Source organism: Shewanella dokdonensis (assembly GCF_018394335.1).
GTDB classification, from domain to species: Bacteria; Pseudomonadota; Gammaproteobacteria; order Enterobacterales; family Shewanellaceae; genus Shewanella; species Shewanella dokdonensis.
This window is the reverse complement of the sequence record NZ_CP074572.1, coordinates 4,018,843-4,031,740: the sequence shown is the minus strand read 5'-3', so window position 1 is coordinate 4,031,740 and position 12,898 is coordinate 4,018,843. Positions and strand designations below refer to the sequence as shown.

The 12,898-nt window shown below is 47.9% G+C and carries 2 protein-coding genes, 4 tRNA genes and 7 pseudogenes; 8 read left to right on the top strand and 5 right to left on the bottom strand.

Annotated elements, in window-relative coordinates; translation table 11 throughout:
* Positions 1-3: 3 nt before the first annotated feature.
* Positions 4-294, top strand: coding sequence for an integration host factor subunit alpha (ihfA, locus tag KHX94_RS19465; RefSeq protein WP_213681842.1), 291 nt, complete (start codon positions 4-6; stop codon positions 292-294).
* Positions 295-629: 335 nt separating this feature from the next.
* Here the strand turns inward: ihfA and KHX94_RS19460 are convergent.
* The 3 genes from KHX94_RS19460 to KHX94_RS19450 form a co-directional block, all read right to left on the bottom strand.
* Positions 630-706 (bottom strand) — tRNA-Met (locus tag KHX94_RS19460).
* Positions 707-734: 28 nt separating this feature from the next.
* Positions 735-811: transfer RNA gene (locus KHX94_RS19455), tRNA-Met, on the bottom strand.
* Between the two features lie 30 nt (positions 812-841).
* Positions 842-918: transfer RNA gene (locus KHX94_RS19450), tRNA-Met, on the bottom strand.
* A 238-nt stretch (positions 919-1,156) separates the two neighbouring features.
* Here KHX94_RS19450 and rlmKL point away from each other — a divergent pair.
* From rlmKL to rmf, 4 genes and pseudogenes are all read left to right on the top strand, one after another.
* Positions 1,157-3,334, top strand: a pseudogene (rlmKL, locus tag KHX94_RS19445) (bifunctional 23S rRNA (guanine(2069)-N(7))-methyltransferase RlmK/23S rRNA (guanine(2445)-N(2))-methyltransferase RlmL).
* A 14-nt stretch (positions 3,335-3,348) separates the two neighbouring features.
* Positions 3,349-5,267: pseudogene (locus tag KHX94_RS19440) on the top strand (ABC transporter ATP-binding protein).
* 29 nt (positions 5,268-5,296) lie between these two features.
* Positions 5,297-7,149 (top strand): annotated as a pseudogene (locus KHX94_RS19435) (DUF3466 family protein).
* A 183-nt stretch (positions 7,150-7,332) separates the two neighbouring features.
* Positions 7,333-7,509: a ribosome modulation factor gene (gene rmf / locus KHX94_RS19430; protein WP_133038781.1), complete on the top strand. Its 177-nt coding sequence runs from the start codon at positions 7,333-7,335 to the stop codon at positions 7,507-7,509.
* 54 nt (positions 7,510-7,563) lie between these two features.
* Here rmf and fabA read toward each other — a convergent pair.
* Together fabA and KHX94_RS19420 are read right to left on the bottom strand one after the other, a co-directional pair.
* Positions 7,564-8,078: pseudogene (gene fabA / locus KHX94_RS19425) on the bottom strand (bifunctional 3-hydroxydecanoyl-ACP dehydratase/trans-2-decenoyl-ACP isomerase).
* A gap of 73 nt (positions 8,079-8,151) precedes the next feature.
* A pseudogene (locus tag KHX94_RS19420) lies at positions 8,152-9,740 on the bottom strand (Lon-insertion domain-containing protein).
* Positions 9,741-9,954: 214 nt separating this feature from the next.
* Here KHX94_RS19420 and KHX94_RS19415 point away from each other — a divergent pair.
* The 3 genes and pseudogenes from KHX94_RS19415 to uvrC all read left to right on the top strand — a co-directional run bounded on the left by KHX94_RS19415 (position 9,955) and on the right by uvrC (position 12,880).
* Positions 9,955-10,044, top strand: a tRNA-Ser gene (locus KHX94_RS19415).
* A gap of 262 nt (positions 10,045-10,306) precedes the next feature.
* Positions 10,307-10,950, top strand: a pseudogene (gene uvrY, locus KHX94_RS19410) (UvrY/SirA/GacA family response regulator transcription factor).
* A 102-nt stretch (positions 10,951-11,052) separates the two neighbouring features.
* A pseudogene (uvrC, locus tag KHX94_RS19405) lies at positions 11,053-12,880 on the top strand (excinuclease ABC subunit UvrC).
* Positions 12,881-12,898 lie beyond the last annotated feature (18 nt).

Below are 12,898 nucleotides of genomic sequence, written 5' to 3'. Positions count from 1 at the left end.
AGTATGGCACTTACCAAGGCCGAAATGGCAGAGCATCTTTTCGAAACACTCGGAATTAATAAGCGTGTTGCCAAAGACATGGTGGAAGCGTTTTTCGAGGAGATCCGGTTAGCGCTTGAAAATGGCGAACAGGTAAAATTATCCGGTTTCGGCAATTTTGATCTGCGGGATAAAAACCAAAGACCTGGTCGTAATCCTAAGACCGGTGAAGATATCCCAATTTCTGCCCGGCGCGTGGTGACATTCCGCCCCGGACAGAAGCTGAAGAGCCGTGTAGAAGCATCTAATAAATAATCACGGTATGCATCGTAACTGATGCATCTGCGCAATCGCTGAAAAGGCTGCCGATTAAGGTGGCCTTTTCTTTTTAGAGCGCATGGCATCAAAATGTAGCAGCGCATCAGCGTATTGGAATTGCTCTGGTGATTAAGCTGCGCAAACCGTTTCACGATATGTATTTATGGTAGTCAAACGGTTACGGCTAGCCGTTTATCTTGTTATTGATGGTGTTTGGGTTGAAGCATGTGAGCGGGCAACATTATCGGTGGGGTATAGCCAGAGCGCTAAAAACACAAACCGTGCGCATTGATATCGGGTTTGGAAATATGTAAAACAAACACTGTGAGATTTGGTTGCGGGAGCTGGATTTGAACCAACGACCTTCGGGTTATGAGCCCGACGAGCTACCAGACTGCTCCATCCCGCGACTGAAATATTTAAGGTGTGAGTATCATTGGTTGCGGGAGCTGGATTTGAACCAACGACCTTCGGGTTATGAGCCCGACGAGCTACCAGACTGCTCCATCCCGCGACGACTTTGATATAACACATAGACAGAAACTGGTTGCGGGAGCTGGATTTGAACCAACGACCTTCGGGTTATGAGCCCGACGAGCTACCAGACTGCTCCATCCCGCGTCCGTCTAAGTGGGGCGCACTATATCCGTCTGCGATCGGCATTGCAAGACGCGCATTTGAAAAAAGTCACAAGCGTCTATTTTTAGTACAGATAAAGGTCGCATTTCATCCGACTGTTGTTAATTTATGCAGAAATATCGGCATGCTGTTTTGATCGGTTTGCCGTGGGTAACGGCTTATCTTTTATGGCGCTGACAGGGTATAATAACGGTTTTATCGAAATCGCTTGGTTGATTGCATGTTGAATTGTTTTGCTGCTGTGCCTAAAGGGTTTGAATACACTTTGGCTCAAGAGCTATTGGCGCTGGGGGCGACGGATGTTAAAGAGTCTCAAGCCGGTGTCTACTTTACTGCCTCTTTGGAACAAGTATATCGCATTGTGTTGTGGAGCCGCTTGGCTAGCCGGGTACTTGTACTGTTACATCAGGCAAGTTGTGAAACGGCAGAACAGCTATATGCTGCGGCTTATGCTATTGATTGGCCAGCACATTTCAGTAATCGAAGCACCTTTAGTATCGATTTTCACGGCATGGGTGGGTTCATTAATAATACCCAGTTCGGGGCGTTAAAAGTAAAAGATGCAGTCGCCGATCGTTTTCGCAATGCTGGCTTAAATCGTCCAGATGTTGAACGGAATCAAGCGGATATCCGTATAGATGCGCATTATCGTAATCATCAGGTTACCATTGCCCTTAATGTTTCTGGGCCGGCGCTGCATCAGCGCGGTTATCGCCATGGTACTGGTGAAGCACCGCTTAAGGAAAACTTGGCGGCTAACATGTTGCTGCGGGCGCAGTGGGATAAGCAAACTCCGGTGGTCGATCCGTTTTGTGGTAGTGGCACCATCCTGATTGAAGCAGCAATGATGGCGGCGGATATCGCCCCCGGTCTGTTGCGGCAGCGTTTTGGGTTTGAAGCCTGGCTACAGCATGATCAAGCCTTGTGGCAATCGGTCGCAGATGAAGCTAAAGCGCGGGCGGCGGTGGGCACCCGGCGTTGTGAAAGCCGTTTTTATGGCTCAGATATAGATTCGCGGATGGTGGCATTAGCTAAACGCAATGCCGCCAACGCTGGTGTGGCGGAACTCATTGAGTTTAAAGTGGCTAATGCGCTAGAGGTTATGCCGCCCGCAGACGCTGGGATATTAGTCTCCAATCCGCCGTATGGTGAACGTCTGGGGAATGTGACCTCATTACTGCAACTGTATTTTCAGTTAGGTGAACACCTGAAGCAGGATTTCGCTGGCTGGCAGGTAGCGCTGTTGTGTAGCGAAGCCGAACTGCTATCGGCATTGAAACTGAAAGCCGATAAACAGCTGAAAATGTACAATGGGGCACTGGAATGTGCCTTCAACTTATACACGCTGCATGTGAAAACACCACAACGGGCCGCGGTGTTGGCGCAGCATTCTGGTGAAGCGCTGAGTGAAATTGCTGCGTCTTTTGCCAACCGGGTTAAGAAAAACCTGAAGCAACTGGATAAGTGGGCACAGAAAGAACACATTGATTGTTACCGCATTTATGATGCGGATATTCCTGAATACAACGTGGCCATTGATAAATATCAGGATTACCTGGTGATCCAGGAATATGCCGCGCCGGCTTCCATTCCTGAAGCGGTCAGCAAACGTCGCCTTACCGATATTTTATTGTCCTTGCCGGGGGCAGCCAGCGTCCTGCGGAGCATATCATTCTTAAAACCCGTGAACGCCAGAAGGGCACCAATCAGTATCAGAAGCTGGATGGTGAACGTTTGGCTTTAGTGGTCAACGAGTATGGTGCGCGCTTTAAACTGAATCTTACCGATTATCTTGATACCGGACTGTTTTTAGACCACCGGCTCATTCGTAAATTAGTAGGTAGCAAGGCGAATGGGCGCGATGTGCTGAATCTGTTTGCTTATACTGGCACAGCCTCTGTACATGCGGGGTTGGGGGGCTAAATCTGTCACAACGGTTGATATGTCCAATACCTACCTGAACTGGGCCAAAGATAACTTTATGCTCAATGGCTTGAGCGGGCGGCAGTATCACTTTGAACAAGGGGATTGTTTACAGTGGATCCGCGATTGCCGGCAGAAATTCGATCTGATCTTCATTGACCCGCCGACATTCTCTAATTCTAAACGGATGGAAGATGCTTTTGATGTGCAACGGGATCATGTGCAACTGTTGCTGTCACTTGCCAAGTTACTGAATCCGGGCGGTGAAATCGTATTTTCCAACAATAAACGTAAATTCAAAATGGAGCTTGAGGCACTGCAGGCAGCCGGATTGTCGGTAACCAATATGGATGCGCAGATGTTGCCGCAGGATTTCCGTCGCAATCCGCATATTCATAATACCTGGCTGCTAACCAGCAATGGTGAGTCATCAGTAGCCGCAGGTTTTGCTTGGCCCGAACAGGCCAAACGCTAACACAGGAGCAAGTTTTGAGTCTGGTTCGTATTAATAATGGCTCGTTAGCCTATGGATATATTCCGCTGCTAGAACATGCAGATTTCACCATAGAAGCTGGCGAGCGGGTGTGTATTGTTGGTCGGAATGGCGCTGGTAAATCCAGCCTGTTAAAAATTATCAACGGCGAAGTATTGCTGGATGATGGTGAGTTCAACATTGCAACAGACGTTAAAGTCAGTCGCTTGCAGCAAGACCCACCGAAGGCAGAAACTGCCACGGTTTATCGTTATATTGCCGCTGGATTGGCCGAAATAGGTGAGTTGTTGGATCAGTATCATGAGCTATCGGTCGCGATTGCAACCATGAGCGGGGCTGCGCAGGAACAAGGGCTGACTAAAATGGCGCGCCTACAAGAGCAGTTGGATCTCAACGATGGCTGGACACTGGATAGCCGCATTCAACAGACCTGTAAAATGCTGGGGTTGGAAGAGAGTACACCGCTGTCAGAATTATCCGGCGGTTGGCAACGTAAAGTGGCGTTGGCTCGGGCATTGGTAAATGAACCGGATCTATTACTGCTGGATGAGCCCACCAACCATCTGGACATTGATACTATCGAATGGCTGGAACAGTTTTTATTGAATTTCAAAGGGGCCATTGCTTTCATCAGTCATGACCGCGGTTTTATCCAACGCATAGCTACTCGTATTGTCGATCTGGATCGTGGTGTAGTGACTTCCTGGCCGGGGAATTATCAGCAATATCTTGAGGGCAAGCAGGAATGGCTGCGGGTTGAAGAAGATAAGAATGCACAGTTTGATAGAAAGTTAGCCGAAGAAGAAGCCTGGATCCGACAGGGCGTCAAAGCGCGGCGTACCCGTAATGAAGGTCGCGTGCGGGCATTGAAGGCGCTACGGATGGAGCGGATGGCCCGTATTGAACGCCAAGGTAACGCTACCATGGGCGTCAGTGACGCTGAACGTAGCGGTAAGCTGGTGTTTGAGGTCAACGAGCTGAATTACCGTTGGGCCGAGAAGGATTTAGTGCGGGATTTCAGTACCCGAGTGATCCGGGGGGACCGGATTGCGTTGATTGGCCCCAATGGCTGTGGCAAATCAACACTGATCAAGTTACTGATTGGGCAATTGCAGCCCCAAAGCGGCACCATTCGTACAGGCACCAAACTCGAAATCGCTTATTTTGACCAGTACCGTGAGGCACTGGATGAGGAAAAACAGTCGAAGAAAATGTTGGTGATGGCAAGAGCACAATTACGATAAACGGTAAAGATCGCCACATACTCAGTTACTTGCAGGATTTTCTATTTTCGCCAGCGCGGGCACGTACGCCGGTCAAGGCATTGAGCGGCGGTGAGAAAAACCGCTTGCTGTTGGCGCGGCTGTTATTAAAACCTGCCAATCTGATAATCCTTGATGAACCAACAAATGATCTTGATATAGAGACACTTGAATTGTTAGAGTCTCTGCTCACAGAGTACCAAGGGACGTTGCTGTTGGTGAGTCACGACCGGGCCTTTATCGACAACACAGTGACCAGTTCCTGGTGGTATGCTGGCAACGGTCGCTGGAGCGAATATGTGGGTGGATATCAGGACGCCGTGGCTCAGGGGGCAAGATTCTATCGTGAAGCTGCGGAACCTGAGAGCACAAAGTCTGTCCAACTGAGCACGCAGTCGCCCAAACCGGTTTCAGAAAAAACACCGGCACTGAAAAAACTGTCTTATAAATTGCTGCGAGAACTTGAAGCCTTGCCAGAATTGATGGAACAGTTGGAGCAGGAGATTGACGTGTTGCAGTCGCAAGTGAATCAGCCAGATTTTTATGCTCAGGAGCAGGCGGCAGTGACAGCGCAGTTGCAGCTGTTGGCCGACAAAGAACAGCAGTTGGATACTTACTTCAGTCGCTGGGAAGAACTTGAGTCAATGAAGTAAGCCAGAATAACAAAACGGGAATAAATTGAATGAAGTTGAATAGTACGCTGTCATTGGTTGCGTTAAGCGTTGTCAGTGTTTTGCAGGTTGCTCATGCCGCCTCCGTCTATGAAATTGTCAATATCGAAAATGCTGACGTTAAAGGAACCCTGACTGACACCGCCAATGGTTATGGCCAAAGTATTAATGCCAACAATGAATTAGTTGGTGTTTCCCGCGGGCGGACAAATCTTAGCAGCAGTGATGTGAACGATGACAGTAACATCATCAACTTGGACGATGCTATTGGCGCAGATCAGAGCATTAGCTATTCGACAGTTTCACAAATCATTGGTAATAGCTTCGCGTTTCATGCATTGGAAAATGACGCAACAACGCCATGGTTACCCACTTTTGAAAGCATTAATAGCAGCATTGCACCGTCATCAATCACCAGTGACAACCGTAATACCGTAGACAGCTATTTCTTTGATATCAATGATGCGGGAATACGTGTTGGTGCCATGAGTGCGCCAGAAAAACCATGGATTATGCTGGCAGTGTGTCTGGCGTAGACAACTGGTACTACCGAGACTATGAATTACGGGGTTTCGTTAAAAGCAGTGCTAGCGCAACTGAAATGGAATTGCCGCCACCGTACACTGAATATACCAACAGCGATAATGTAACTGTTAACGTTGGCGGGAGTTCACTTGCCGCAGCAATTAATAGTAACAACCTGATTGCCGGTTATGGCAGTGTCGCCCTAAGTTCTTACGGTGAGTCAGTCACGGATAGCTGTATCAGCAGTGACAGTGAATCATCACCGGTCGATATCTGTATCCAAGCAAACCAGTTTCCGAATAGCAGCACGGGTGTCATCAATATCCAATATAAAACCCGCGCAATGGTGTGGCAGTATCATACGGATGGCAGTTTCATCCGGACGGAGTTACCTCTTGGGTTAGATCCCGGTTCTTCTTCTTCAACTTTTGTCGCGCAAGGATTGGGGATCAACGATAACGGGGTGGTCGTTGGCCGTTCACATGTTTACCGTAATGGCAATACAGACGACCTGTATTATGACGCCGCTTATTGGAGTAAGAACGGCAGTGGTAGCTATGAGTATCACTGGATCCCGGTGATTGATAATGATGTCCTGAGTTCTATTGCTTACAGTGTTAATGCTGCTGGCATAGTGGTGGGAAGTTATAAAAAATATATTGATGGTTATCAGCGTGACAAGTTCTTTATCTATGATAGCAATACCCCAGATACTAAGCCGATAACACCGAATGATTTCTACTCTTATACTTCTGATCTCTCCAGTCGTGCCAAAGATATCAATAATCAGGGGCAGGTTGTGGGGTATATTGAAACTTCAGAAGATAAGCAGATATCTCGGCCAAAAGATGCTTTCCTTTATGATGTAAACAGTGAAGAGTTTAGCGATCTCAATAACCTGCTCACATGTGAATCCAAGGGTTATCAAAAAAATAGTGAAGGTAAATGGGTCAAACACCAGTTTACGGTCACAGATGCTACGGGTAACTCCCTGACTTATGATGCAGATATCCGCGTTGTTGAAGCGAATAAGATCAATGATGAAGGGGTGATTGCCGCGACAGCATTTGTTAGAAAACCGGTATACCAGACCGATCTCAGCGGTAATTTGATCCTGGATGGTAGCGGTAATCCAACATTCAAACTCGATGGTGAGGGTCATCCGGTGACCAGTTATCTGCCGCGCATGGTGGTGTTGAAGCCCGCAGCCACTTCAGCAACCGCTTGTGATCTCAGTAGCGATGGTGGTATAGACACCGGCTCTTATTCGCGTAAAGGGGCTGCCGTTTGGGGATGGTTGCTGTTATTACCGTTAGCTTGGTTGCGACGTCGCCAATAGCATTAGTTCCTTAATGCAGAAAAATCGACACTTTGGTGTCGATTTTTTTTCGCCTGTTCTCAAATGCTTAATAATTGCATGCCTATAATTGAAGATTTTTTGATTGATCTGTCCTTGGAAAAGTTCTATTCATGTACAGGAAGCCGTCGGCTTTTTTTATGGAATAGAACAGAGGATACTTGCATGAAGAGACAAAAACGGGATCGCTTAGATCGTGCCTTTTCCAAAGGATTCCAAGCTGGTATTGGGGGTCGCTCCAAGGAACTTTGTCCGTATTCAAATCTTGATTCCCGGTCGCAGTGGCTTGGAGGCTGGCGCGAGGGAGTTGATGGCCGCTTAAATGGTCTACTCAATAAATAAACCCATTGCCCTCAGTTGAGGGCATTTTTATGGGCATGCCAGCGTTTCTTGAGGTTAGAAGCTAGAAGTATCCGTAAAGACACCTACTTTCAGTTCCGTCGCCGCATAAATCTCACGACCATCTACCGAAAGCGTGGCATCGGCAATCCCCATCACCAGTTTACGGTTGATGGTGCGTTTCAGATGCAGATGGTACGTGGCTTTTTGGCTTTTGGCAGGATCTGCCCGGTGAATTTTACTTCACCAACACCCAGGGCGCGGCCTTTACCTTTAGCGCCTTGCCATGCCAAGAAAAAGCCAACCAGTTGCCACATGGCATCTAGTCCAAGACATCCTGGCATCACCGGGTCATCTACGAAATGGCAGCCAAAAAACCACAGATCTGGATTGATATCCAGCTCTGCAATAATCTCACCTTTGCCATAACGACCGCCATCATCGTTGATCGTGACAACCCTGTCGACCATCAGCATATTATTGATAGGCAGGCGAGGGGCATCTTGACCAAAGAGTTCGCCATAACCACAGGATACAAGTTGTTCTTTGCTGTAACTGTTCGATTTTGTCATTAGTGTAACCACATCTCATACAAGTGCAGCAAGATTAGCGAACAGGTGTAAGCTAAACAACTCCGATCAGCACTTAATTCCGCATAAATGCGAGTCTGCCCAGTAAACGCATGATAATGCCGGGTTGCTCATCAGTATTTCCTGCCAGTCGATCAAGCCGCTGTTGCACCATCCCGTATAGTGTGTCGAATGGGAAATCTCCGTCTTTGTCTGGATTTCCCGCCACTTTGCCCATCAATAAGGTCACCGCTTCGTCAACATGGCTGATTTCATAGAGATGAAAAGTTCCGGCAACTACCGCATCAATAATCTCCTGCGGGAGATTAAGTTGCTGTAAATTAGAACGCGGCATGATGACACCTTGTTTACCGGTAAGTCCCCGGCGGGCACAGAGGTTGAAAAAACCTTCAATTTTGTCATTTACACCACCAATTGCCTGCACATTACCAAATTGATCCAAGGCACCAGTGACGGCCAGCCCTTGAGCAATCGGTTGTTCTGCAATGGCCGATATCAAACTGCAGTATTCTGCCAGTGATGCACTGTCGCCATCGATTTCTTGATATGACTGTTCAAACACAATATTGGCGTTCAGATGTAGCGGTTCATCACGGCCAAATACCCGGTATAAACAGCCGGAGAGGATCATCATTCCCTTCGCGTGAATATTGCCACCGAGTTCTGATTTACGTTCAATATCCGCAACTTCACCATCACCGTAATGTACTGAGGCGGTGATGCGCGCGGGCTCGCCATAGCAATAATCGCCGGAATCAATAACTGTCAATCCGTTGATCTGACCCACCATTTCACCATCGGTTGGCAGGTAGATAAACTTGTCATCGACGTTTTGAACCGACACCATTTCCTGGCTATTGTGGCGTAACTTGCGATGTTGCAGTGCCTGATGGACGCTGTCGCCATCTATCTCGTCACTGCCCGCAAAATGAGCGGCTTCTGTCAGTAACTGATAGATATCATTAGAGGCAAGGGTCAAGCGCTGTTGGTGCTCAGTCTGTTTGCTGCCGTAGTTCAGTAACGGCAGCAAACTACTCTCGGTTAACGATAACTCTGCCAACGTTGCCACTTGCAGTAACCACTTCAAATAGTCTTGCTGCAATACTTGTTGCCGGTCGACTTCAAATGCCACTTCACCATATAACGCCACATTGTCAGCAAAATAGCGTTCAGTGGTGAGCAATTCTCCGTAATAAGCGGCAGAACCGACCAGCACAATCTTTGCCTTTAGCGGTTGCCATTTCCCTTGATGCAAGAAACCGCGCTGTTCCAGGCAATTGAGTAACAGCTCCCACAAACTATCACGTTTAAGCAGTGACTCGACACAGATATACAGTATCTGGTGTTTGCTTAGTTCGCCGTCATGCTTGCTATGGCCGAACAGTTGGCTTCGCAGTACCCGACCATGGAGATAATGGCTTGGTAATGCCGCTTGCGCGGTTAACGCCTGTAATAGCCCCTGGCGGTGGATCCCCGGAAATCAGCCAGATACATAGCCTGATGGTGTTTGCCAAGAAGCAGGGCAAACGCATCAAGCACACGCTGTTGCTGTAACAGCAGATCTTGAAGATGACTGTTTGGTGGGAGGATGGGCGTTTCAAATACGGGAGCTAAATTGCTGGCGCTGATCAAACTTGGATTCATTGTTGTCGGACTTCGGTTGCCGCACGGAAAATTAATGGCAAGGATTTTATCACATTGTGCATTGTGGCAGCAGCGTTTATACATCCCGAGAGGCTGAATTCCCGTGATAAAAGATGGAGGTAATGGTAACTGTGCAGCTTTTGAGCGGGAAAACATAATATTTAAAAATAAAGGTTTACAAGGTGAAATGGAGCTTATAATATTTGCGCCGTTCGGAGGGGTGGCAGAGTGGTTTAATGCACCGGTCTTGAAAACCGGCGTGGGTTCATCCCCACCCAGGGTTCAAATCCCTGCTCCTCCGCCATATTCTGAAAACCCGTTGCGAAAGCAGCGGGTTTTTCTTTTTCATTTCGTGCTCAATTCCCCGGTTTACAGGTCGATGTTGTTTTAGTATTAACGAACACTTAGTTTAAAAGCCTCTGAATTTTGAGCTAAAAACTATTAACTTTCATTATTAATCATAAGGTTGAGTTAAACTTTCTTTAATCTCGAATATCAGCTAAATTAATCTAGACAGTGCCCAGTTGGGCCTTCCCCGCAGCCAAAAATAATAAGGTGGGTTAACGTTGATTTCAGTGTATTTGGTCGATGATCACGAGTTGGTCAGAACCGGGATCCGCAGAATTTTGGAGGATGAGAAAGGAATTCGAGTAATCGGCGAAGCCAACGACGGCGAAAGTGCCGTGCAATGGTGTCGGCAGAATGAAGCAGATGTCATTCTGATGGACATGAATATGCCAGGTATCGGTGGGCTGGAAGCCACCAAAAAATTCTAAGGTATCAACCACAGGCACGGATTATCGTGTTGACGATTCATACGGAAGATCCTTTTCCAACCAAGGTGATGCAGGCGGGAGCCTGTGGTTATCTTACCAAGAGTGCCCGGCCTCCTGAGATGTTACAAGCTATTCGCCAGGTGGCAATCGGACAGCGTTATTTATCACCAGAAATCGCGCAGCAGATGGCCTTGAGTCAGTTTAATCAGACCGATGAAAACCCATTTAAATCATTGTCTGAGCGAGAATTGCAAATCATGCTGATGATCACTAACGGCGAAAAGGTGAATGATATTTCCGAACAGTTGAATCTTAGCCCTAAGACGGTTAACTCTTACCGTTATCGCCTGTTTGCCAAACTGGGGATCAGTGGCGATGTTGAGCTGACAAAACTGGCCATCCGTTACAAAATGCTGGACGCCGGGCAGTTTTAACGCTGTTATCCGGTCACTTGCCGTTATCATGGCTCGTCTGGGCAACGCCCGGGAGCCATAGGCTTGCCATTTTCCAATGCGTTACTGTTATTGAGTCGATTTATGACGCCGTCATTTAATGCCAAAACCTTCTTAAAGAACCTGACTTCATCACCTGGGGTGTATCGCATGTATGATGCAAGCGGCACGGTGATTTATGTCGGCAAGGCCAAAGATCTCAAAAAACGGGTATCGTCATACTTCCGCAAGAATCTGCCCAATGTTAAGACGCAGGCTCTGGTCTCGCATATTGCCAATGTCGATGTCACGCTGACCCACAGTGAAACTGAAGCATTGATCCTAGAAAATGACTATATCAAGCGTTATCTGCCGCGTTACAACGTGTTGCTGCGAGATGATAAATCCTATCCTTACATTTTTTAAGTCAGCACCAGCATCCGCGACTGTCGTATCATCGTGGCCCGCAGCGGGAGAAAGGCCAGTATTTCGGCCCTTATCCTAACGGCGGTGCCGTGCGAGAAAGTCTGCATTTGATGCAGAAGTTGTTTCCCATCCGTCAGTGTGATGATCTTTACTATAAAGCCCGTTCTCGGCCCTGTTTGCAGTATCAACTCAAACGTTGCAGTGCCCTTGTGTTGGTCGGGTTTCCGATACGGAATATCAGGAACAGGTAAAATTGGCGACCTTATTTCTCAAGGGCAAAGATCAACAGGTGATTGCCAGTTTGGTGGCCAAAATGGAACATGCCGCAGAGCAGCAGCAATACGAGGCGGCAGCTCAGTTTCGCGATCAGATCATGGCGCTACGACGGGTAGCAGAACAGCAACAGGTATCTTCCACTTCGGGCAACATGGATGTCATTGGCGTGCATTACGGCTCAGGTATTGCCTGTTTTCATCTGCTGTTTATTCGGGAAGGCAAAATATTTGGGAGCCGCAGTTATTACCCAGAAGTGCCCGCAGAAACTGAACTGGCAGAAGTGCTGCGTGCCTTTATGCTGCAATTTTATCTGAATACCGATGTGCACCGGGCATTACCGCAAGAGATTTTGATCAGCGAACATTATGAAGAGCTGGAAGAACTGACCAGCGTTCTCTATGAAGCGCTGGGTAAAAAAGTCGTGGTGAAAACCAATGTGCGTGGCGACCGTGCCGGTTATCTGCGCTTGGCACAAACCAATGCTACTAATGCGGTGAATACCAAGTTGTCCCATCGTAATACCGTGGAGCAACGTTTTCTGTTGTTGGAAGAAACGTTGGAATTGTCAAAGTCTATCGCCCGTATGGAGTGTTTTGATATCAGCCACACTATGGGGGAAAGCACGGTGGCTTCCTGCGTGGTGTTTAATCGCGAAGGGCCGCAAAAATCTGAATATCGCCATTACAACATCAAGGGGATCACCCCTGGCGATGATTATGCAGCGATGAAACAGGCACTCGAACGTCGTTTTGATAAGGTAACCACTGAAGCCAAGATCCCAGATATAGTATTTATCGATGGTGGTCTCGGGCAATTGCGCATGGCGCAGGAGGTGGTCAATCGTAAGTTCAGTGGTTTGGATAATGCGCCAACATTAATCGGTGTTGCCAAAGGCGAGAGCCGCAAGCCGGGATTGGAAACGCTAATTTTTGGCGATTCTGAAGAAAGCTTTAGCCTACCTGATGACTCTGAAGCGCTACACCTGATCCAGCATATTCGTGATGAATCGCACCGCTTTGCGATTACCGGGCATCGTAATCGTCGGCAGAAAACCCGTAACACTTCCACCCTTGAATCTATACCCGGCGTGGGGCCTAAACGTCGCAAAGCGTTGCTGCAATATCTTGGCGGACTACAAGAAGTGAAGGGCGCTAGTGTCAGTGAGCTGGCGAAGGTACCCGGGATCAGCCCAGAAATGGCGCAAACAATTCACGACGCATTGCGGGGTTAAAAAATAAGGCAAGATTGT